This is a genomic window from Catenibacterium sp. RTP21428st1_D7_RTP21428_210409 (genome assembly GCF_040227455.1).
GTDB lineage: Bacteria > Bacillota_I > Bacilli_A > Erysipelotrichales > Coprobacillaceae > Catenibacterium > Catenibacterium mitsuoka_A.
Map to the genome: position 1 here is coordinate 50,918 of NZ_JBEHVX010000001.1, position 20,941 is coordinate 71,858.

Annotated in this window: 25 protein-coding genes; 14 read left to right on the top strand and 11 right to left on the bottom strand. The window is 33.4% G+C overall.

Annotated elements, in window-relative coordinates; all coding sequences use genetic code 11:
• Position 1 precedes the first annotated feature (1 nt).
• Entirely contained in the window at positions 2–1,087 is a 1,086-nt protein-coding gene (gene serC, locus ABUA27_RS00245) for a 3-phosphoserine/phosphohydroxythreonine transaminase (RefSeq protein WP_349820016.1), read from the bottom strand.
• A 187-nt stretch (positions 1,088–1,274) separates the two neighbouring features.
• On the opposite strand from serC, the gene ABUA27_RS00250 reads away from it, so the two are divergent.
• Both ABUA27_RS00250 and ABUA27_RS00255 read left to right on the top strand, forming a co-directional pair.
• Positions 1,275–1,808 (top strand): SulP family inorganic anion transporter, encoded by a 534-nt coding sequence (locus ABUA27_RS00250; protein WP_349820017.1) that lies wholly within the window; start codon positions 1,275–1,277, stop codon positions 1,806–1,808.
• A 43-nt stretch (positions 1,809–1,851) separates the two neighbouring features.
• Positions 1,852–3,387, top strand: a complete 1,536-nt coding sequence (locus ABUA27_RS00255) for a SulP family inorganic anion transporter (protein ID WP_349820024.1) — start codon at positions 1,852–1,854, stop codon at positions 3,385–3,387.
• Positions 3,388–3,439: 52 nt separating this feature from the next.
• On the opposite strand, the gene ABUA27_RS00260 is transcribed toward ABUA27_RS00255, so the two are convergent.
• Both ABUA27_RS00260 and ABUA27_RS00265 read right to left on the bottom strand, forming a co-directional pair.
• Positions 3,440–3,736, bottom strand: a complete 297-nt coding sequence (locus ABUA27_RS00260; protein WP_022424927.1) for a PTS sugar transporter subunit IIB — start codon at positions 3,734–3,736, stop codon at positions 3,440–3,442.
• 147 nt (positions 3,737–3,883) lie between these two features.
• A complete protein-coding gene (locus tag ABUA27_RS00265) occupies positions 3,884–4,675 on the bottom strand; it encodes a histidinol-phosphatase HisJ family protein (RefSeq protein WP_349820018.1) in 792 nt (263 codons plus the stop codon).
• Between the two features lie 115 nt (positions 4,676–4,790).
• Between ABUA27_RS00265 and ABUA27_RS00270 the strand changes: the two genes are divergently transcribed.
• From ABUA27_RS00270 to ABUA27_RS00290, 5 genes are all read left to right on the top strand, one after another.
• Positions 4,791–5,033 (top strand): hypothetical protein, encoded by a 243-nt coding sequence (locus tag ABUA27_RS00270; protein ID WP_287845383.1) that lies wholly within the window; start codon positions 4,791–4,793, stop codon positions 5,031–5,033.
• A 179-nt stretch (positions 5,034–5,212) separates the two neighbouring features.
• Positions 5,213–6,016, top strand: coding sequence for an HAD family hydrolase (locus ABUA27_RS00275; protein ID WP_129980794.1), 804 nt, complete (start codon positions 5,213–5,215; stop codon positions 6,014–6,016).
• 75 nt (positions 6,017–6,091) lie between these two features.
• On the top strand, positions 6,092–7,222 hold the full coding sequence (locus tag ABUA27_RS00280; RefSeq protein WP_217747076.1) for a CobW family GTP-binding protein: 1,131 nt from the start codon (positions 6,092–6,094) through the stop codon (positions 7,220–7,222).
• A gap of 3 nt (positions 7,223–7,225) precedes the next feature.
• On the top strand, positions 7,226–8,176 hold the full coding sequence (locus ABUA27_RS00285; RefSeq protein ID WP_006507047.1) for a TIGR03943 family putative permease subunit: 951 nt from the start codon (positions 7,226–7,228) through the stop codon (positions 8,174–8,176).
• A 102-nt stretch (positions 8,177–8,278) separates the two neighbouring features.
• A complete protein-coding gene (locus ABUA27_RS00290) occupies positions 8,279–8,476 on the top strand; it encodes a hypothetical protein (protein ID WP_278547259.1) in 198 nt (65 codons plus the stop codon).
• Positions 8,477–8,699: 223 nt separating this feature from the next.
• Here ABUA27_RS00290 and ABUA27_RS00295 read toward each other — a convergent pair whose 3' ends face one another.
• Entirely contained in the window at positions 8,700–9,605 is a 906-nt protein-coding gene (locus tag ABUA27_RS00295) for a hypothetical protein (protein WP_288835235.1), read from the bottom strand.
• A gap of 240 nt (positions 9,606–9,845) precedes the next feature.
• Here ABUA27_RS00295 and ABUA27_RS00300 point away from each other — a divergent pair, with 240 nt between their 5' ends.
• The 4 genes from ABUA27_RS00300 (at position 9,846) to ABUA27_RS00315 (ending at position 13,067) form a co-directional block, all read left to right on the top strand.
• Positions 9,846–10,043: a hypothetical protein gene (locus ABUA27_RS00300; RefSeq protein WP_278547262.1), complete on the top strand. Its 198-nt coding sequence runs from the start codon at positions 9,846–9,848 to the stop codon at positions 10,041–10,043.
• A 231-nt stretch (positions 10,044–10,274) separates the two neighbouring features.
• Complete coding sequence (tgt, locus tag ABUA27_RS00305) at positions 10,275–11,408, top strand: tRNA guanosine(34) transglycosylase Tgt (protein ID WP_022424920.1); 1,134 nt, start codon at positions 10,275–10,277, stop codon at positions 11,406–11,408.
• A gap of 4 nt (positions 11,409–11,412) precedes the next feature.
• Positions 11,413–12,438, top strand: coding sequence for a tRNA preQ1(34) S-adenosylmethionine ribosyltransferase-isomerase QueA (queA, locus tag ABUA27_RS00310; RefSeq protein WP_288835233.1), 1,026 nt, complete (start codon positions 11,413–11,415; stop codon positions 12,436–12,438).
• Positions 12,438–13,067: an epoxyqueuosine reductase QueH gene (locus tag ABUA27_RS00315; RefSeq protein ID WP_288835232.1), complete on the top strand. Its 630-nt coding sequence runs from the start codon at positions 12,438–12,440 to the stop codon at positions 13,065–13,067. Before queA ends, ABUA27_RS00315 begins: the two co-directional genes overlap by 1 nt.
• Here ABUA27_RS00315 and ABUA27_RS00320 read toward each other — a convergent pair.
• A complete protein-coding gene (locus ABUA27_RS00320; RefSeq protein WP_022424917.1) occupies positions 13,064–14,242 on the bottom strand; it encodes an aminotransferase class I/II-fold pyridoxal phosphate-dependent enzyme in 1,179 nt (392 codons plus the stop codon). The genes ABUA27_RS00315 and ABUA27_RS00320 overlap by 4 nt on opposite strands.
• 1 nt (position 14,243) lies before the next feature.
• Positions 14,244–14,735, bottom strand: coding sequence for an Lrp/AsnC family transcriptional regulator (locus ABUA27_RS00325; RefSeq protein WP_006506908.1), 492 nt, complete (start codon positions 14,733–14,735; stop codon positions 14,244–14,246).
• A 127-nt stretch (positions 14,736–14,862) separates the two neighbouring features.
• Between ABUA27_RS00325 and ABUA27_RS00330 the strand changes: the two genes are divergently transcribed.
• Positions 14,863–15,897, top strand: a complete 1,035-nt coding sequence (locus tag ABUA27_RS00330; RefSeq protein WP_129980789.1) for a lactonase family protein — start codon at positions 14,863–14,865, stop codon at positions 15,895–15,897.
• Positions 15,898–15,973: 76 nt separating this feature from the next.
• On the top strand, positions 15,974–16,156 hold the full coding sequence (locus tag ABUA27_RS00335) for a hypothetical protein (protein ID WP_129980788.1): 183 nt from the start codon (positions 15,974–15,976) through the stop codon (positions 16,154–16,156).
• 3 nt (positions 16,157–16,159) lie between these two features.
• Here ABUA27_RS00335 and noc read toward each other — a convergent pair whose 3' ends face one another.
• The 3 genes from noc to mnmG are packed head-to-tail and all read right to left on the bottom strand — an operon-like array spanning position 16,160 to position 19,506.
• Positions 16,160–16,969, bottom strand: coding sequence for a nucleoid occlusion protein (gene noc / locus ABUA27_RS00340; protein ID WP_349820019.1), 810 nt, complete (start codon positions 16,967–16,969; stop codon positions 16,160–16,162).
• A complete protein-coding gene (rsmG, locus tag ABUA27_RS00345; protein WP_006505089.1) occupies positions 16,941–17,645 on the bottom strand; it encodes a 16S rRNA (guanine(527)-N(7))-methyltransferase RsmG in 705 nt (234 codons plus the stop codon). The genes noc and rsmG overlap by 29 nt, the downstream gene beginning before the upstream one ends.
• A gap of 1 nt (position 17,646) precedes the next feature.
• Positions 17,647–19,506 carry a tRNA uridine-5-carboxymethylaminomethyl(34) synthesis enzyme MnmG gene (gene mnmG, locus ABUA27_RS00350; RefSeq protein WP_288835051.1) on the bottom strand — a complete coding sequence of 620 codons (1,860 nt, stop codon included), beginning with the start codon at positions 19,504–19,506 and terminating at the stop codon, positions 17,647–17,649.
• Between the two features lie 145 nt (positions 19,507–19,651).
• Here mnmG and ABUA27_RS00355 point away from each other — a divergent pair, with 145 nt between their 5' ends.
• Positions 19,652–20,032 (top strand): CoA-binding protein, encoded by a 381-nt coding sequence (locus tag ABUA27_RS00355; RefSeq protein ID WP_129980785.1) that lies wholly within the window; start codon positions 19,652–19,654, stop codon positions 20,030–20,032.
• Here ABUA27_RS00355 and ABUA27_RS00360 read toward each other — a convergent pair.
• On the bottom strand, positions 20,012–20,431 hold the full coding sequence (locus ABUA27_RS00360) for a nitrogenase component 1 family protein (protein ID WP_349820020.1): 420 nt from the start codon (positions 20,429–20,431) through the stop codon (positions 20,012–20,014). The genes ABUA27_RS00355 and ABUA27_RS00360 overlap by 21 nt on opposite strands.
• A 126-nt stretch (positions 20,432–20,557) precedes the next feature.
• Entirely contained in the window at positions 20,558–20,773 is a 216-nt protein-coding gene (locus tag ABUA27_RS00365) for a hypothetical protein (protein ID WP_349820021.1), read from the bottom strand.
• Positions 20,774–20,941 lie beyond the last annotated feature (168 nt).

Consider the following 20,941-nt stretch of genomic DNA (forward strand, 5'->3'; position numbering starts at 1 on the left):
ACTATTTATGTTTCTCCTCGAATTCTTTCATGAAATTAACTAAATATTCTACACCTTCATAAGGCATTGCATTGTAGATAGATGCTCTAATACCACCTACACTACGATGTCCTTTTAAGTTTGTCATACCTGCTGCAATAGATTCCTTTACAAATTCAGCATCTAATTCCTTAGATGATGTTGTGAAAGTCACATTCATATTAGAACGTGCATCTTTCTTTGCATGTGGTTTATAGAAATCAGACTGATCTAAGTAGTCATAAAGAAGTTTAGCTTTCTTTTCATTCTTTTCCTTCATCACTTCTAGTCCACCCTGTTCATCAATCCATTTCACTACAAGACCTAACATATAAATAGCCCAGCATGGTGGTGTGTTATACATAGAATCCTTTTCTAACATAGTATCTAATTCAGAAAGAACTGGAATATTAGCTGGATGTGGTTTTACTAGATCTTCTCTAATAATCACAACACCGAGTCCGGCAATCCCCATATTCTTTTGTGCACCGGCATAAATAACACCATATTTAGAAACATCTACAGGTCTTGATAAGATATCAGAAGACATATCTACTACAAGTGGTGCACCCTTTGTATCTGGTACATAGTTCCACTCTGTACCATAGATAGTGTTGTTGTTACAAAGATGTACATAATCAACACCTTCACGAATATCTAACTGATCCTGTGTAGGAATTTCTGTAAAATCGTTGTCCTTACCGTTATAGGCAATATGAACATCCCCAAACTTGGCCGCTTCTTTTGCAGCTTTGCCAGAGAAGCTTCCTGTAACGATATAATCTGATTTACCATTCACCATAAGATTTAAGGCAATGTTTGTGAATTCCTGTGTTGCCCCTCCTTGTAATAATAGAATCTTATAGTTATCTGGAATATTTAAAACTTTCTTTAAAGTTGCTTTTGTATCATCAAAAATCTTTTGGTATGTTGAGGAACGATGACTCATCTCCATTACGCTCATTCCTGAGCCTTTATAATTCAGCATCTGATCTGCTGCTTCCTTTAATACCTCTACAGGTAACTGAGATGGTCCTGCAGAAAAATTATAAACTCTCTTATCTGTCATTTTCGACGTCCTCCTTTTTTAATTTATATGCATTATATTAGTTTAATACAAATTTGTCCACTGATATTATTAAAAAATACAAATAATTTAAAAATTATTTCAGATTGTATACAATATAGGCGCATTTTGATAGAGATAGACTCATTTTGATAAATCATTATAATTAGAATTAAGAAAGAGGTGGCGTATGAAGAAATTTAAGAATGCGACAATGAATGATATTTTTGCAGGTATTATTGTTGCTTTTATATCTATTCCTATATCCATGGGTTATGCTCAGGTAGCAGGTCTGCCAATGGTCTATGGTTTATATGGTTCTTTGGTTCCTATTCTCGTATTTAGTTTTTTTACTACGAGTCATGATTTTGTATTTGGTGTAGATGCAGCCCCTGCAGCTCTTACTGGAAGTGCTCTTGCATCTCTTGGTATTACTGCAGGAACTAAAGAAGCAATGCAGGTGGTCCCTGTTATTGCACTCATGGTGGCTTTATGGTTGATCTTCTTTTCAATTATTAAAGCAGGACGTGCTGTTAAGTATATTTCTACACCTGTCATGGGTGGATTCGTAACAGGTATCTGTTTATCTATTATTATGATGCTTGTTCCTAAACTCTTTGGTGGGACAACAGGAACAGGTGAAATATTCGAATTAGTCAATCATATTATTAAAGAGTTACCACTCTTTAATGGTTTATCTTTTGTATTAGGTATTAGGTATTAGTACCCTTGTCATTATTCTTGTCGTAAAGAGAATAAATAAGAAGATTCCTATGCCTATTCTTATGATGTTTATAGGGGCTTTATTGACTGCCGTATTCCCTTTAGAAAAATATGGAGTAAAACTGTTACCTCATGTTGATTCAGGTTTACCAAAACTTGTGATCCCTTCTATTGCCCATGTAGATATTTCTGCTTTATTCTTTACTACATTATCTATTGCGATAGTTGTACTCGCACAGACTTTATTATCTGCACAGGGTAATGCAATGAAAGATGGCTATAAATTAGATGGAAATAAAGAAATATTTGCCTATGGTATGGCTGAACTGGCTACTTCACTTGTAGGATGCTGTCCAACGAATGGTTCTGTTTCTAGAACTGGTCTCGCAAGACAGTATGGATGTAAGACTCAGGCGATGAGCTTATCAGCTGCTGCAACTATGGCACTTCTTCTATTATTTGGTACAGGGTTCATTGAATATCTTCCTGTTCCTATTTTAACTGCGATTGTGATTACTGCCTTACTTGGTGCCTGTCACTTTGCGTTAGGTAAACGTTTATTTAAAGAAAGTAGAAATGAGTTCTATATCTTTATGGCAGCATGTTGTGGAGTACTTATCTTTGGAACTATTTATGGTGTTGTAATTGGTATTGTCTTATCATTCCTCGCTGTAGTTATTAAGGCAGTCACTCCACCAGCCCATTTCTTAGGTATAATTCCAGGGCAGACAGGTTTCTTTAATCTAGAAAAGAATGTGAATGCAAGACCAATTAGACATACTATTATTTATCGTTTCCCAGGAAATCTATTTTTTGCGAATATTGATAAGTTCCAGGAAGATATAGAAAAAGCGATTAAAGAAGATACTGAGCAGGTTATTGTAGATGCATCTGGTATTAGTAATATTGATTTTACTGCAATTGATCGTTTGGTTATCTTCTATAATGATCTACAGAAAAGAAATATAGATTTCTATCTAACACGTCATATGGATCATCTTAATCAGGCATTAAGAGAAAATGGTGGTATAGAAATAATTACAAGTGGTCATGTAAGACGTACAATGCAGCAGGCTTTATTAGATTGTGGGCTTGTACCTCCTTATCCATTAGAAGATTTAGAAACATCTCATATCTCATTTATACAACCTGAATTAGAATGGGCCTTTGGAAATGAAGCTGAAAAGTATAAACAGAAGATGACTCAAGAAATGTTGGATAAGATTCATTCTAAAACAGACTTATCTCCTGATCTATTAAAGGATATTGAAAATCATACAAACTTTGGTGAACTAGGTTTGATTGAAGCGGATGAATTCTTATCAAGACTAGAAATGCATATTCCAGAAATCATGGAAAAGATTCATGAAAATGAGCAGTATGTAGAAGAACGACTCGAACAATATCGTGATCGTATTGAAGAAAAGTTACAGGAAATGAATCCTGAAACATTACGTGTATTAAAACAGTACCGTAGCAAATATGAAAAGAAGCTGCAGGAATTAAATCCTCATGCTTTTAATCATTATAAAGAGCTCCATCAGAAACATTTAGAAAGACTGGAGAAAAATAAAAAGTGAAGATGACCCCATCTTCACTTTTCACATTAAGGAATAATACAATTATCAAATATTATCCGAGGATTTTCAGAGCAGCATCTAAAACCTTTTCACCATTCATCATACCATAGTCACGCATATTGATAACTTCAATAGGTGTAGATGTTAATTCTCTTAATCTCTTTTCCATATGACGAACTTGTGGACCTAACATAATGACATCCCAGTCATTGAGTTCTTTTTCTGCATCTGTTACTGGGAGAGCCTTTACTTCCATTTCAATACCTTTATCCTGTGCTGCTTTTTCCATCTTGAGTACAAGCATACTTGTTGACATACCAGCATTACACACCAATAAAATCTTCTTCATAAGTTTCTCTCCTTCCTCTATATTTATTATATATTCATTAAATTCCAGTGAATCATTCAATATAAAATTAGAAACAAACTTATCAATATTTGTATATCATTCAAGTACTATTATGATAAAAATATATCAAAAAAGTGAAGATAGTCTTCACTTCATTGTTTTATCCCAGACATCCGCTATATTACGACCTACATCTTCTGGATGATGCGCATCACTTGCAGTAATCATCTGGACATGATGTTTTTTAAAGGTCTGTAATAACTGATCGGATAAGCCTATATCAGGTGTATGATAACGATAGTAACATCCTACATTGTTTTCTGCTTTCATATGATGTTCATTTAATAATTCAGCAAGTTCATCATATGTAGGCTGTAAGTCATAAGTAGGATAATGGCCAAACATCTTAATCGTATCTGGATGTGCAAGCTGTGTAAATAAATCAGATTTTACAAGTGAGAAAACACATTCATAGTATCTCTTATAGATTTTATCCACAGGATACTTGTTCCATAAGATTTCTTCTGACCATTTCATATCATAGAGTTTACCGTCGATAGAATGAATGGCTCCTACTAAGAAATCAAAATGATAAGATTTTAATATTTCTCGAATTGTTTCTTCATATTCAGGTACATAACATACCTCTAAACCAAAAGACACCTTAATAGGTAAATCCATTGCCTTGATTTCTTTAATCAAAGCACAATATTCATCTAAAGTACTATGAAACTTCATTTCTTTATTGTTTAACCATTCTTCTTGATAAGGAGATGCTTTTCTTACGCCTTCATAAACAGGTCTAAATTCCTTAAAACGATGTGTGTGATCAAGAATCTGTATTTCATCCATACCATTCTTTACTGCACTTTCCACAAACTGTAGTATATATTCTTTTGAGAGATCCCCATATTCTAGATGCATATGTCCATCTATCATAAATATCACCTTCCTTTTTTGGGATTATAACACATACATATACATAGTTATAGAAATATAATAAATATTTTAGATAATTCTAAGAACGTGATTCATGTGTCTAACCAGGAAATAAGTGAAGCATGTTTTGGTGATTTCTATTTATCACTTAGCGACTAAAAGTAATACATCAGAATATAAAAGGAAGATTGAATTCTTAAAAGAAGAATATCAATCACAATTATTTTTTGCATCAAATGATTCTTCTCGCCTTGCAATAGTCACTACATTTAATGGACGTGGGATGTTATCAGATAAGATTCCTTCAATTTTGCATAAGAATCATGTCCCTATTCTACTGATTTCTTCTACTGAATAAGATTCTGAAATTGAGATTACGTTAAAAGAAAATCACTATAAGAAAATATCTTCCTATAGCACAAAATTAAGTCTATTATTTGTATTAGATACTCTTTATACAGCTTATTTAGGAGACATTATGAAGAGAATATTGAAAAGAAGACAAAGTACTATAATAAAAATGACGGGGGAATAAATATGGATATACGGGCTATTGTATGTGATGTAGATGGAACATTACTGACTAGTAAACAGGTCGTAGATGAAAGAACTGTTGCAGCTATCAAGAAAGCAAGAAGTAAAGGTATATTATTTGGAATATGTACAGGTAGAGATGCAGATAGTGTAAGAAATCATATGAAATCATGGGGTATTGAAGGATGTATTGATTTTGTAGTGGGTTCTGGAGGTTCTGAGATTGATGATTATATTCTTGATATATATCAGGAGAATCATACTTTGAGTCCTGAATTGATTAAAGAAATCATGAATCATTACAAAGATATGGATTGTAACTTTACAATCTGTCATGAAGGTATTCTATATGCACCTAAGGATGATGACTATATTAGAAATATGGCTGAGGGTGATGGAATTGAATATAGAGTTGTAGATTTTGATACATTCTTAACACGTCCTTATCGTAAATTGATGATTATATGTAATCCAAGCTATATGCCTCAGATAGTAGAACGTTCTAAATCATTTAAGAATAAAGAATATAAAGCGTCTGCCTTAGTGACTACCAGTTTCTTATATGAATATATGAATCCTCATGTGTCTAAGTCTAATGGTTTGAAAGAGGCTTTAGCCCTTCATGATATTTCTATATCTCAATGTATGGCTTTTGGTGATGAAGATAATGATATAGATATGTTGGAAGAAGCAGGTGTTGGTGTAGTAATGGAAAATGGGTCTATTCATGCGAAAGCTGTCGCTAACTATGTCACAGAGGATAAAGATTCTAATGGAATAGGCTTATTTATTGAAAAGTTTATATAAGCTTTTTTATCATTTTATGAGCGTTTTTTAAGAAAAATGATATAATGTGAGATGGTTAAGAAAGGAGTCAATAAAATGGCAAAAGTTGATATTATTTCTGGATTCTTAGGTGCTGGTAAAACAACACTTATTAAAAAATTATTAAATGAATCTTTAAAAGATGAAAAGTTAGTACTCATTGAAAATGAGTTTGGTGAAATTGGAATTGATGGTGGTTTTATGCGTGATGCAGGTATTACTGTCAATGAATTAAGTCAGGGTTGTATTTGTTGCAGTCTTGCAGGTGATTTTGAAACAGCTCTAAAGGAAGTTGTAGATACATATCATCCTGATCGTATTATTATTGAACCAACAGGTGTTGGTAAGTTATCTGATATTATTGCGGCTGTACAGAAGGTACATGGTGCTGATTTAACACTTGATCGTTTCTTTACTGTAGTAGATGCAAAGAAATGTAAGATGTATCATAAGAACTTTGGTGAGTTCTTTAATAACCAAATTGGAGCAGCAAGCTGTGTAATCTTAAGCCGTTCACAGGATGTATCTGAAGAAAAGATTGCGGAATGTTTAGATATTATTAGAGAATTAAATCCTCATGCACCAGTCGTTACTACTCCATGGGATCAGATTACAGGTGATATGATTCTTGAAGCAAGTAATCATAAGGATGCTTTAGAAAAGGCATTGATTGCGGCTGAAAAGGAACATCAGGAAAGTGTTCATGGACATCATCATGAACATCATCATCACCATGATCATGACCATGAATGTGAATGTGGTCACCATCATGATCATGACCACGAATGCGAATGTGAACATCACCATGAACATGATCATGAATGTGAATGTGGTCATCATCACGATCATGAACATCATCACCATGATGGAGACAGCACATTATACTATGATGAAGAAGATATGCATGATGCAGATGAAGTATTCAATAGTATTGGTATTGAAACAGCACATCCATTTACTAAAGAAGAACTTGATGATAAGTTAAAGACTTTAGGGACTGATGAATCTTTAGGTCATATTCTTCGTTCTAAGGGTATTGTGAAGGGTACTGATGGTAAATGGTTTGAATTTGACTTTGTAAGTGGTGATTATGAAATCCGTGAATGTACACCAGATGTTGGTGGAAGAATGTGTGTGATTGGTGAAAAGCTTGATGCACATAAAATCTATGATTTAATGAAAGGTTAATGTATGGATAATTTAGAAACAAGAATTTATCTATTTACTGGCTTTTTAGAAAGTGGTAAAACAACATTTATCAACGATACAATTATTAATACTGACTTCTGTGATTATGAGACATCTGTGCTTATTGTGACAGAAGAAGGTGAAGTAGAATATAATGAAGCAGCTATTAAGGAACATAACTGTGAAATTGTTTATGTAGAGAATGAAGAAGACTTCACTGCCGATTTCTTTAAGGATTTAAAGGAGAAATATCATCCTACACAGGTTCTTGTAGAATTTAATGGTATGTGGAATGTAGATCAGTTTGTAGAATCAAAATTCCCTGAAAACTGGGATGTTGTACAGATTCTAACTACTATTAATGCCTCTACTTTCCAGCTTTATGTGAATAACATGCGTGCACTCTTATTCCAACATTGTGCTAAGAGTGACTTAGTCATCTTTAACCGTATTGAAGATGGTATGAAGAAGTCTACTTTAAGAAACAACATCAAGGCAATGAATCCTGTATGTCAGATCATCTATGAAAATAAAGATGGTTCTGTAAATACTATGCAGGATGATGAATTACCATATGATTATACACAGGATCATTTAGAAGTTGCTGATCATGATTTTGGTATCTTCTGTTATGATGCGATGGAACATCCAGAACGTTATGATCAAAAGACAATTAAAATCAAAGGTAAGTTCATAGGTCGTGATAAAGTGATTCCTAATGGTTTTATTCTTGGTCGTTATGCAATGGTATGTTGTGAACAGGATACTTCATTAATTGGTATGCTTTGTGTAAGTGAATATGCGTCTAAATTCATACCTAATGAATGGCTTCTATTAGAAGGTCATACACATATTGAATATGATCCATCTATGAATGCGAATATCTGTGTTCTTGATGTAGATCATGTTGAAGGGGCTAAACCTTTAGATAACGAATATGTTACATTTGATTAATCCAGGATTATTTCCTGGATTTTTTTGTTTTACTTTTTCAAAGGAGAGGATAATGATAAAATATATATGTAAGAAATAATACTTCAATTTGGAGGAACATATATGAAGAACAGTCTTGTAGTAAAATTTTTCATTTGGTTTATTGCATCACTCTTAGTTTTATATATTGCAAAACATATGGTTGGTATTTATCCTCCTTATGAAAGAAATATTAAAACCTATGGCTTAGTGATTATTGGAATCAATATTATCTTTGGCCTTCTTATACTAAGAAAGCTTGATAACTTAAAAAACAGATAATATTAAACATATCGAGACAATTAGGGAGGGCTGTATTTCAATTATCATTACAAGACGAGAGTCCTAACTAATTCTTAAAATAAATTCCATAATACAAAATGGCTATTCAAAGATTCATATTAACCTTGAATAGCCATTTAAATATTATTATTGTTTTAATTAAGCATATCAAACAGGTGAGATATATCTTTATTAATTGTTATCTTTCATTATCTAAAAATGCTTAAATATAAGTTGATCTTGGGAGGATTTTTTTCCACTCAATTTCTCCATGATTTTTACCATCAGCATCAATATTGAAACTAATACCTATATTTGCATTTTTACCACTTACTCCTATACTCAGTCCAACCGAAGGTATTGTACCTTTAAAATGAGCATAAGCTGCACCATAATCCATCAATGTATTTTTTCCATCAGCATCTGCAGTATATGTCATTGTAAATTTCTTGAATACGTGCGCAGGGTCACTGCCAATACCAAATTTATAAGTTTGTCCAGCTGATGATTTATACTCTCCATAAGTATTTCTCACAACACTACCGTCATAATGCGTTATTGCATTTGAAGAACTCTTTTTTACAAATCTTGACAATGACCCTATCATACCAATACCAATAGTATCTTGCTGTCTGAAAAAAGGTGTTCCTTTCCAGCTACCACTAAAAGTTGCAGATGCATGCGTTCTATTATCACTAGCCGTATAATTAAATTTTGTTAGTTTTAAGGTTGCAGAAATTGTAGCTGAAGCTCTCGTAGCCATTTCATCTGACCCATCAAAATTTTTAATTGCATTAATTTGATTATTATCAAAATTCAAATCAATTAATTCAGTTTCAGATAATTCCTTAAGTTTGTAAATGTAATCTTGATACTCTTTTCTCTCTTTCATAATTTCCAATAATTCATCATCTTGAGAGTTAAAACTGGAAATACCTTTTGTTTTACTTCTCTTATAATCTGTCAGTTTTTGCATAATTGCACCATATTCACTTACTTGGTAATGCTTTGTTGGTTCAGAAACTGTAGATAGTAAATTCTCATCTTCAAATGCTGAAACTGGAAAAACAGGTATTAATAAAGCACACAGTAAAAATGATAATAAGATCTTGATAGACTTACATTTCATAAATTATTCCTCCTCTCGTAAATCTATTAATTCCTATATTTATTTTATACTTTTTATTTCAAATATAATAGACTATTATTATAATTTTTATTATGATATAATATAAATAATCAATGGTGTCTTGCCCCCCACTAGTCACGTTTTAAATGTTAATCATAAAAGATGAATCAAATTTTATTTTTTCAGAGTATGAACATCTTAAATGCATTGCTGTTTCATCATTTTTAGGAGGTGAATTTCATGAAAAACAGTCTTGTAGTAAAATTTGTCATTTGGTTTATTTCATCACTTTTTGCTTTAGTTTGTGTCGAACAAATAGTGTATATTATATCCCCTTATGATATAAATATCAGAGCCTATGGCGTAATGATTATTGGACTGATTATTATCTTTGGTCTTCTAATCCTTAAAAAACTGGATGACTTAAAAAACAGATAATATTCCGTCATTTAAAACTAACTAGAGGGGTTATATTTTCTGTATAGAGTAAAACGTTAACACCTAAATGCTATTGTCAGGAGTTTTATACTCCTGACATTTTTTATAGTTTGAGTAAATTCCAAATCTATTGAGTTACCCTAATATGCTTAACGTTAGGGAGCTTTCCCCTTTTTTATTGATTTAATGCGTATTTTTTCGTATAATATCCAAGGTTATCGAGGTGATTAAATGAAAGATTTTTGGTATGAATGTAAACACGTATGTAAACAGACAGGCGCAAGATATGGGATTCTTCATACACCACATGGTGATGTAGAAACACCTATGTTCATGCCTGTAGGAACACTGGCAACAGTAAAAGGTATTTCTCCTGAACAGCTTAAAGAAATGGGCTCTCAGGTTGTACTTGCGAATACTTATCATTTATGGTTAAGACCAGGAAGTGATATTGTAAGAGATGCAGGAGGGCTTCATCAGTTCATGAACTATGATGGGCCTATTCTTACAGACTCTGGAGGATTCCAGGTATTCTCATTAGGTAAGACACGTAAGATTGAAGAAGAAGGTGTTACCTTCAAGAGTATTGTAGATGGTTCTAAGCTATTCTTATCTCCTGAGAAGTCTATCGCAATTCAGGAAGATTTAGGGGCTGATATTATTATGAGTTTTGATGAATGTGCACCTTATCCATGTACTCATGATTATATGAAGAATTCTGTAGAAAGAACATTAAGATGGGCTAAGAGAGGTCAGGAAGCACATAAGAGAGAAGACCAGGCTTTATTTGGTATTGTCCAGGGTGGTGAGTTTGCGGATTTACGTGAACTAAGTGCTAAGACTTTAGTTGATATGGATTTCCCTGGTTATTCTATTGGTGGTACTTCTGTAGGTGAACCTAAACCAATCATGTATAAAATGATTGAAGATAGTGTCAAGTGGTTACCTGAAGATAAGCCTAGATATTTAATGGGCGTAGGTAATCCTATTGATTTAATCGAAGGTGCTATGAGAGGTATTGATATGTTTGACTGTGTACTTCCTACACGTGTCGCAAGACATGGTGCACTTATGACACATCATGGACGTATGAATATCAATAATGAAAAGTATAAACGTGACTTTACTCCTATTGATGATAAGTGTCATTGTTATGCATGTAGAAATTATACAAGAGCTTATTTAAGACATCTTCACAAGTGTGATGAAATCTTTGGTAAGTCTTTATTATCTATTCACAATGTTGCATTCTTATTAGATCTTGCAGCAGATATTAGAAAAGCAATTCAAGAAGACCGTTTAGCTGATTTTAAGGAAGAATTCTTAGAACAGTATGGTCGTGATGTTTATGAAAGGGCGTTTTAGTTTTATGGATATTGAATTATTTGATTATGATCTTCCAGAAGAATTAATTGCACAGACACCATTAAAGAAACGTGATACTTCACGTTTAATGGTTCTAGATAAAGAAACAGGAGATGTTGAACATAAACATTTCTATGATATTTTAGATTATCTAAAGCCTGGTGATGTGCTTGTAAGGAATAATACAAAGGTTATTCCAGCACGTCTTTATGGTCTTAAGGAAGAAACTGGTGGACATGTAGAAGTTCTTTTATTAAAGGATCTTCATGATGATTTATGGGAATGTTTAGTAGGTAATGCGAAGATTGTAAAACTAGGTACTGTGATTACTTTTGGTGATGGTCGTTTAAAGGCTCAGTGTACTGAAATCAGAGAAGAAGGTATTCGTATCTTCAAGATGATTTATGATGGAATTTTCTATGAAATTCTTGATCAGTTAGGTATTATGCCTTTACCACCATATATTAAAGAAAAGTTAAATGATCCTGATCGTTATCAGACAGTCTATGCAAAGGTAGAAGGTAGTGCTGCTGCCCCTACTGCAGGCTTACATTTTACTGAAGAATTACTTCAGAAAGTAAGAGAAAAAGGGGTTGAAATCCTAGATGTGACTTTACATGTTGGTTTAGGTACATTTAGACCTGTTAAGGTAGAAAATGTATTAGAACATCATATGCATAGTGAATATTATGAAATTAGTGAAGAAGTAGCTCAAAAATTAAATCAGGCTAAAAAAGAAGGTAGACGTATTATTGCGGTAGGTACTACTTCTTGTCGTACACTAGAAGCTAACCATTCTAAATATGGATGCTTCAAAGCAGCTCATGAAAATACAAATATCTTTATTTATCCTGGTTATACATTTACTGGTATTGATGCATTGATCACAAACTTCCATCTTCCTAAATCTACATTAGTGATGCTTGTAAGTGCTCTTGCAGGTAGAGAACATATCTTAAATGCCTATAAGATTGCAGTAAATGAGAAGTATCGTTTCTTCTCATTTGGTGATGCAATGTTTATTCACTAATGAAACAGAATTATCGTTTAGTGATGTTGGAGACTCTTAAACATTTAGAAGGACGTCCAAAGTTATTGCTTCATGCATGTTGTGGTCCTTGTTCTTCTAATGTAATTAAAGAGTTATGTCAGTACTTTGATATTACTATTTATTATACAAATAGTAATATCTACCCTGCTGATGAGTATCATCGTCGTGAATCTGAGTTAGAAAGATTTGTGAAAGAGTTCAATGATAAAGAGAACCAGAATGTGCAGGTGGTAGAAGATACCTATAATCCTGAAGAATATTTAACGCATATTGCGCCATATAAGGATACTGGAGAAAAGGGCTATCGCTGTTATGTGTGTTATAAAGTAAGAATGAAGAAAGCAAGAGATTATGCTAGAATGCATGGTTTTGATTATTGGACAACTGTGTTGTCTGTTTCTCCTCATAAGAATAGCCAATGGATCAATGAGATTGGTGATGATTTAGATCTAGAAACACCAAAATTCCTTCATAGTGATTTTAAGAAGGATAATGGTTATTTAAAATCAACACGCATGAGTGATGAATATCATATGTATAGACAGAACTACTGTGGCTGTGTTTATAGCTATCAGGAGATGCAGGAAAGAGAAAAAACAGACCTCTAATGAGATCTGTTTTTTAAGTTATCTAAGAATAGTTTAATCTTCTCAGTCGCAATTTTTAATTCTTCTAGTGAGTATGCATAAGAGACACGAATAAATCCTTCTCCAGCATCACCAAAGGCTGTACCTGGTACACAGGCTACCTTCTGATCATTTAATAGTTCTTCACAGAATTCTTCAGATGTAAGTCCTGTAGAACGGATACATGGGAATACATAGAAAGCACCCATTGGGTTAAATGTATGAAGTCCCATATCATTAAATGTTTTTACAAGGAAGTTTCTACGTGAGAGATAAGAAGCTCTCATTTCTTCTACTTCTTTATCACAATGTCTCAGTCCATCTATTGCACCATATTGTGCACCAGTAGGTGCTGACATGATAATATACTGATGAATCTTACACATTGCCTTAGAGAGTACTGGGTTTGCAAGGACATAACCTAATCTCCAGCCTGTCATAGCATAAGCTTTAGAGAAACCATTGATGACAACAATCTGATCTCTGATTTCTGGGAATGAAGCCAATGTACTAAATGGTTCTTCATAACTTAATTCTGCATAGATTTCATCTGATATAACAATAATACCTGATTCTTTAATAATAGGTACAAGTTTCTCATAGTCTTCTCTTGTCATTGCCCCACCTGTTGGATTTGATGGGAAGTTGATCAACATGACCTTTGTCTTTGGTGTAATAGCTGCTTTGAGCTTTTCAGGTGTTAATTTGAATTCATCTTTTTCTTCTAGGTGAATTCTTACAGGTACTCCTCCTGAAAGAATAACACTTGGTTCATAAGCAACATATCCTGGGTCTAAGATAATCATTTCATCACCTGGATTCATTAAGGCTCTTACTGCGATATCGATACCTTCTGAACCGCCTACAGTCACAATAATTTCATTTTCAGGATCATAATGTACACCAAAACGACGATAATAATAATTACTAATTTCCTGACGTAATTCTAATAAACCTCTGTTTGCAGTATAGAAAGTACGTCCTTTTTCAATTGAATAGATTGCAGCTTCTCTAATCTTCCAAGGTGTCGCAAAATCAGGTTCCCCTACACCTAATGAAATAACACCTTCCATCTGGTTTGCAAGATCAAAGAACTTACGAATACCACTTGGTTTAATAGTTTGTGCTGCGGTACTTAATTTCTTCTCATAATCCATTTTATGGAGTCACCACCAGTCGCGTATTTTTACCATCTTCATCATCTACTAGGACATGTCCATCTGTCTTATATGGCTTTAACACAAATGTTGTTTTTGTTCCTGTAACACCAGGAATACATGCTAATTTAGATGCAACAAAGTGCGCGACTTCCTGCATAGTACGACCCTTCACAATGCACATAAAATCATAATCACCTGATAATAAATACATTGTTTCAATTTCTTCATACTTATAAATATGTGACGCAATACGATCATAACCATATTCTCTTTCAGGAATAGCATTAATCTCAATCATCGCAGTCACAAGTTCAGTATTTGTCTTGTCCCAGTTGACAATAGTATGGTAACCACAAATAATCTTCTCTTTTTCTAGTCTATTTAATCTTTCTACAATGCTGTCTTTAGATTCTGCTAGCGCAGCGGCTAGGTCAGAAACCTTATATCTTGCATTTTTCTGTAATAATTGAATTAAAAGACCATCACTCATAGATAAAAGTTCCTTATTATCCAACCTTTTGTCCTCCTTTGACTATTGTACAATCATTTTATAATAATGAAACTCATTAGTAAATAGAGAATAATTGTGATAAAATATTTTCATGTGGAGGTGTCCTATGAAAACGTTTTATGTTGCAAGTTACGGTAAAGGTAACGATAAAGGAATCTATATCGTTTCTTTTAATGAAGAAACATTAGAATTAAAGAAAATACAACAGATTTTAACTCAAGATTTTCCATCATATCTGATTGCGAAAAATAAAGAACTTTATGTATCTTATAAGAATGCAAAATCTAATAATGAAGGTGGAGGATTAGGAAGTTTTAGTATTCATAAGAATGAATTGATTCTTAATAATAACTATTCTTCTTCTGGTAGAAGTTATACACATTTATGTATCTCTGATGATAATAAGTATATCTTTGCAGCTAATTATCATGTTGGTGCAACAGCTGCCTATAAACTAGAAAATTATCGTATTGATCATAAGATTGGTGCTGTGAGACATACTGGTATGGGGCCTGATTTATTAAAGAGACAGACTGCACCTCATGTACATAATGTTGGTTTTACACCTGACAGACGTTTCTTATATGCTGTAGATTTAGGGGCTGATAAGATTGTAATGTACAATTATAAAGATGGTGTTCTTAAAGAGAATACAGATTATACAGTAAATGTTGTACCTGGTTCTGGTCCTAGACATTTGATTTTCTCACAGGATGGGCGTTATGGTTATCTCATTAATGAGATTGCAAATAAGATCATGGTCTTTAAATATAATGAGGGTCGTATGAGTTTAGTTCAGGCCATTCATTGTGTTCCACGTCATTTTAAGGGATTTAATGCAGCTGCCGCAATTCATCTCACAAAGAGTGGAGAACATCTACTTATTTCTAATAGAGGTCATAATTCTATTGCCTTATATAGAGTCAATAAAGAGAATGGTAAGATTTCTTTACTTTATATGGTACATACTGGTAAAGAACCTAGAGACTTTAATATTATTGACGATAAGTATGTTATTGTAGGTGCACAGGAAGATAATAAGCTTCAGGTACTTACTTTTGATGAAGAGAATGAAAAGCTATTGATGACAGATTCTGAATTAGAGATTCCAGCACCCGTATGCGTATGTGTTGAAGATTGAGCTTAGCTCAATCTTTTTTATTATATCATTAAGTAATTTAAAGTTTCTTTGAGAATAAATATATAGGAGGTACCCTATGGAAGAATTAATGAAAAATTTATATTTATTCTTAACAGAAGCAGAAAGAGGTGATGTATTAAGAATACATGTGACTGAAACAGATGAATGTTATGAATTTAGTTATGATGAAGTTATGGATATTGTGTTCCATAATAGAATTCCAGAAAGATTTAAAAAAGAAGTAGGTCCTAATAATTAGGATCTACTTCTTTACTTTTAGAGTAATGATGACTTCGTCATCTGTTTCATCGATGTTTTCTTCTACATCAGTTCCTGCATCAGTGACCATCTTTACTGCCTGATTGATTGTATTGATTGCGATTTTAACACTTCTAGAAAATTTACGTACACGTGGTTTTTCTTTTTTAGGTGTTAATAGTTTCGCAATTCTTTTTTCTGTTTCATCGACAGTTAAATTCTGTTCAAGAATCTCCTTCAACATATTATTTTGTTGTGCTGTATCTTCTAGTTTTAATAAAGCACGGGCATGTCTTTCAGAGATTTCTTTTTTCTTAACTGATTCCTGTACTGTCATAGGAAGCTTTAAGAGTCTAAGTTTATTAGCTACTGTAGACTGTTTCTTACCTACTTTTTCAGCGAGCTGGACTTGAGTTAAACCCTGTGTATCTAGAATCTGCTGGTAAGCTAAGGCTTCTTCTATTGCTGAAAGATTTTCTCTTTGAATATTTTCTACTAATGCGGCATTGGCTGTCTGATTGTCATCAAGTTCCTGAATGATACATGGCACTTCTGTAATACCTGCTAGTTTGCAGGCACGGTATCTTCTTTCCCCTACAACAATCTGATATTTACCTTCATATTCTCTGACTACGATAGGCTGTAAGAGACCATTCTGCATAATAGATTCAGCGAGTTCCTGGATCTTCTCATCTTCAAAATGAGTTCTTGGCTGTTCCTTATTCGCAACAATATCATTGATGTCTAAGAAACAATAAGCATCTTTAATAACGTTCTTTTTCTTTCTATAAAGGCTTCTTCTTAATTTGTCCATAGTTTCTTGGGTACTTTGCAGGTGTTGATTTCACTTTCTTGATCACGATGTTATGACGATGATCATTCTGATCACTTAAAGTAAAAGTAAAATCATCCATCACTTCTCCTCCAAGTACCTTTATGCCTCCCTTCGCATCTTTTAATTCTTCAGGGGCTTTGAGTCCTTTTAATGAAAGGAAGTAACCATCTTTCTTCACTAATGGGAGACAAAGTTCATCTAAGATATTTAATCTTGCAACTGCACGTGCCATGACAATATCAAATGATTCACGATGATCTTTACAGAAATCTTCAGCACGTGATGCAACTGCTTGAATATGATCTAATTCTAATTCTTTAAATAAGTGATTCAAGAATGTGATTCTCTTATTCAAAGAATCTACAATAGTGACATTTAATTCTGGATAAACGATTTTAAGTGGAACTGAAGGGAATCCAGCACCTGCACCTACATCACAGATTGTTTGATTAGAGAATGGGAAATCAAACGCAATTGTAAGAGAATCATAGAAGTGTTTTAAATAAACACCTTCTCTATCTGTAATAGCGGTTAAATTCATCTTTTCATTCCATTCTACGAGTATTTCATAATACTTTTCAAACTGTTCAATCTGTTTCTCTGAAAGCACAATGCCTTTTTCTTCTAAGCTCACAATAAATTCTTGTTGTGTCATATTAATCTCCGTATTGTGTTTTTAAGTGAATAAGTAAAACAGAAATATCTGCAGGATTAATACCAGAAATACGTGTTGCCTGACCAATAGTTACAGGTCTGACCTTCTTTAGTTTCTGTCTTGCTTCTAATGATAAGTTTAATACATCATCATAGTCTAAGTCTGCAGGAATCTGCTTTTCTTCCATATTCTTTACTTTTTCTACTTGTCTTGATGTTTTTTCAATATATCCCTTATATTTAATAAGAATAGTGACTCTTCTCATTTCTTCTTCAGTTAAGTCAACATGTTCAATATAAGGTAATAAGTCTTCATAGACTAATTCTGGTCTTTGAAGAATAGAACGGGCAGTTACACCTTCTTTTAAACGTGTTGAGCCCTTCTCTTCTAAGAGGTCATTGATTTCACTCTTAGGTGAGAAATGAATGGTATCTAGACGTTCTATTTCAGCATGAATACGATTCATTTTATCTAGATAAAGTGAGTAGACTTCATCATTTACAAGACCTGCATCATGGCCATATTTTCTTAATCTTTCATCCGCATTATCATGTCTTAATAATAATCTATATTCAGCACGACTTGTTAACATACGATATGGTTCTTTAGTACCTTTAGTCACTAAGTCATCAATCAATACACCAATATAGGCTTCATCACGTTTCAAAATTAAAGGTTTATTACCCTTTACCTTCTTAGACGCATTAATACCGGCAATAAGACCCTGACCTGCTGCTTCTTCATAACCTGAAGTACCATTGATCTGACCTGCAGTAAAGAGATTCTTTAAAACCTTTGTTTCTAGACTAGGCCACAACTGTAATGGATCAATCGCATCATATTCAATCGCATATGCATATTTTAAAATAGTACAGTTTTCAAGTCCTGGTAATGAATGTACCATCTTTTCCTGAATATCATGAGGCATTGATGTAGAGAATCCCTGTACATAGATTGTATTCATTTCCTTAGATTCTGGTTCTAGGAAGATCTGATGTCTTTCCTTATCCGCAAACTTAACAACCTTATCCTCAATAGATGGACAATAACGTGGTCCAATACCTTTAATAAGTCCTGAGAACATCGCACATTTATCTAGATTATCTCTAATAAGTTTATGTGTTTCTGCCGTTGTATATGTTAAGTAACATACAGTCTGATCTTCTACTGGTGTGAAATGTGTTGTTTCATATGAGAATGAAAGTTTCGCATCTGTACCCGGCTGTACTGTTGTTTTTGAATAATCAATAGAATTAATTTCTACACGAGGTGGTGTACCTGTCTTTAATCTTTGGATTCTAAATCCATAATCCTTTAACTTACTTGATAAATATAAGCTTTCCTTCTGTTTATCTGGTCCACTAGGAGTCTTAGAATGACCGACAAGGACTTCAGCCTTTAAATAAGTTCCTGTAGTAAGAATTGTAGTATGAGATTCATAGCATGTACCATCTGCAAGGATAACACCCTTACACTCATCACCTTCTACAATCAAATCCTCTACCATTGCTTCTACAATATCAAGATTTTCTTGTTCCTTTAATACTTTCTGCATATAGCGTGGATAAGCTTTCTTATCTGCCTGTGCACGAAGAGACTGAACACCTGGGCCTTTCGCAGTATTCAACATCTTCATCTGAAGGTAAGTCGCATCTGTAGTTTTACCCATCTGTCCCCCAAGTGCATCTATTTCTCTTACAATAATGCCCTTTGCAGGTCCTCCAATGGATGTATTACAAGGCATGCTTCCTGCATTAGAGAAGTTGCTTGTAATAAGTAATGTTTTATTTCCTGTTCTTGCACCAGCAAGACATGCCTCAATACCTGCATGGCCAGCACCTACAACTATAATATCGTACACTATAAACGACCTTCCTTTCTTATTTAATACGTGTCTATATTAACATATCAATTCGCGTTTGTCATTATACCACAAATGCATTATTATGGTGTAAAATTCAATCAAAAATGTTGGTGGTATGATATAATGAAAACGGTGATGAACGATGAAAGAAAGAGATATTTTAAAGATCTATAATAATTATTGTATCATTGGGATGAGTCCTGATCCCAAGAAGTATAGCTATCAATTATATCAGTGCTTAAAGAATGCAGGTAAGCATGTCTATGGTATATCTCCTAAGTATGACACAATAGACAATGATAAGATGTATACATCTCTGATAGATATAGAGTATCCTGTAGATGTTGTTGTTTTTGTCGTCAATAAAACAATTGGTATGACTTATATCAGAGAGATGAGAGAGCTTGGTATTAAGTATGCCTGGATGCAGCCAGGAACTTATGATGAAGATTTACTTCATGCTTTTCATGATCAGGGAATAGAAACAATAGAAAATTGTGTATTACAAGTCATGAATGGTTAAATCAAATATAGATTCATGTAATGGGAAGGTGATATCGACTTGGATATCATCTTTTTTAGTATCCTTTAAATCTACTGTACCTAATGTTTCTTTTCTATCTGATATCACTTGATAACCAAAATCATATTGTTGGGATAAAGAGAAACCAATAGAACTCATAATCACAGGATCACCGTGTAATTGAATCATCTGCTCTGTCTGTAGTCTAAAGAAATTCTGATAAGGAATCTGGTCAATGCCCGTTTCTAATGCCTGTTCAACTGCCATAAAGAAATAAGAAGAGAACTTCCCATAAGGAAAGCCTACGACATAAGGCGTGCCATACTTCTCTTTTAATAATTCAGCAATCTTTAACCCTTTGACTGATACTACAATATTTACATCTGCATAACCGGCCATATCAAGTGATGTATCATGATATAAGAATGTTGTAAGGACATTGTATTTCTGCTCAGTAAAATAATCCTTTAATTTGAATACCCATAATCTGCAGGAAACAGTATTTTGGATCTTTGTTTGTTCTTTCTATTGTCTGTTTAAAAGGGTTCCATTAAAAATGTATTTATGGCATACCTGTGTTTTGTGGGTATTCAAATCCTTTAATATTTCATAGACTTCTTCATCAAATAAATCAGGTGTTAAGCCTAATAGATTAATAGAAGTCACAGGCATTTGTAAGTTATATTGAATATCCGGTAATTGATCTACTAATGTGCATAATTCTTCTTCTGTATAATTCATATATGTACCTCATTTTTTCTTCATTATATCATAGTTTTTAGTTTGCACGAGCTAACTATTTGGTTATAATATAGTTAGGTAATACTAACATAGGAGGAGATGTTATGATTTTTTTAGAGATTAAGGGGTTAAAAAAGTCTTTTGGATAAGGAGAAAGCCATATTGATG

What these genes read in the sequence shown, in the direction of transcription:
- serC (WP_349820016.1), bottom strand. Translation starts at nt 1,087, where the DNA reads ATGACAGATAAGAGAGTTTATAATTTTTCTGCAGGACCATCTCAGTTA.
- ABUA27_RS00250 (WP_349820017.1), top strand. Translation starts at nt 1,275, where the DNA reads ATGAAGAAATTTAAGAATGCGACAATGAATGATATTTTTGCAGGTATT.
- ABUA27_RS00260 (WP_022424927.1), bottom strand. Translation starts at nt 3,736, where the DNA reads ATGAAGAAGATTTTATTGGTGTGTAATGCTGGTATGTCAACAAGTATG.
- ABUA27_RS00265 (WP_349820018.1), bottom strand. Translation starts at nt 4,675, where the DNA reads ATGATAGATGGACATATGCATCTAGAATATGGGGATCTCTCAAAAGAA.
- ABUA27_RS00275 (WP_129980794.1), top strand. Translation starts at nt 5,213, where the DNA reads ATGGATATACGGGCTATTGTATGTGATGTAGATGGAACATTACTGACT.
- ABUA27_RS00280 (WP_217747076.1), top strand. Translation starts at nt 6,092, where the DNA reads ATGGCAAAAGTTGATATTATTTCTGGATTCTTAGGTGCTGGTAAAACA.
- ABUA27_RS00285 (WP_006507047.1), top strand. Translation starts at nt 7,226, where the DNA reads ATGGATAATTTAGAAACAAGAATTTATCTATTTACTGGCTTTTTAGAA.
- ABUA27_RS00290 (WP_278547259.1), top strand. Translation starts at nt 8,279, where the DNA reads ATGAAGAACAGTCTTGTAGTAAAATTTTTCATTTGGTTTATTGCATCA.
- ABUA27_RS00295 (WP_288835235.1), bottom strand. Translation starts at nt 9,605, where the DNA reads ATGAAATGTAAGTCTATCAAGATCTTATTATCATTTTTACTGTGTGCT.
- ABUA27_RS00300 (WP_278547262.1), top strand. Translation starts at nt 9,846, where the DNA reads ATGAAAAACAGTCTTGTAGTAAAATTTGTCATTTGGTTTATTTCATCA.
- tgt (WP_022424920.1), top strand. Translation starts at nt 10,275, where the DNA reads ATGAAAGATTTTTGGTATGAATGTAAACACGTATGTAAACAGACAGGC.
- queA (WP_288835233.1), top strand. Translation starts at nt 11,413, where the DNA reads ATGGATATTGAATTATTTGATTATGATCTTCCAGAAGAATTAATTGCA.
- ABUA27_RS00315 (WP_288835232.1), top strand. Translation starts at nt 12,438, where the DNA reads ATGAAACAGAATTATCGTTTAGTGATGTTGGAGACTCTTAAACATTTA.
- ABUA27_RS00320 (WP_022424917.1), bottom strand. Translation starts at nt 14,242, where the DNA reads ATGGATTATGAGAAGAAATTAAGTACCGCAGCACAAACTATTAAACCA.
- ABUA27_RS00325 (WP_006506908.1), bottom strand. Translation starts at nt 14,735, where the DNA reads ATGAGTGATGGTCTTTTAATTCAATTATTACAGAAAAATGCAAGATAT.
- ABUA27_RS00330 (WP_129980789.1), top strand. Translation starts at nt 14,863, where the DNA reads ATGAAAACGTTTTATGTTGCAAGTTACGGTAAAGGTAACGATAAAGGA.
- ABUA27_RS00335 (WP_129980788.1), top strand. Translation starts at nt 15,974, where the DNA reads ATGGAAGAATTAATGAAAAATTTATATTTATTCTTAACAGAAGCAGAA.
- noc (WP_349820019.1), bottom strand. Translation starts at nt 16,969, where the DNA reads ATGGACAAATTAAGAAGAAGCCTTTATAGAAAGAAAAAGAACGTTATT.
- rsmG (WP_006505089.1), bottom strand. Translation starts at nt 17,645, where the DNA reads ATGACACAACAAGAATTTATTGTGAGCTTAGAAGAAAAAGGCATTGTG.
- ABUA27_RS00355 (WP_129980785.1), top strand. Translation starts at nt 19,652, where the DNA reads ATGAAAGAAAGAGATATTTTAAAGATCTATAATAATTATTGTATCATT.
- ABUA27_RS00360 (WP_349820020.1), bottom strand. Translation starts at nt 20,431, where the DNA reads ATGGCCGGTTATGCAGATGTAAATATTGTAGTATCAGTCAAAGGGTTA.
- ABUA27_RS00365 (WP_349820021.1), bottom strand. Translation starts at nt 20,773, where the DNA reads ATGAATTATACAGAAGAAGAATTATGCACATTAGTAGATCAATTACCG.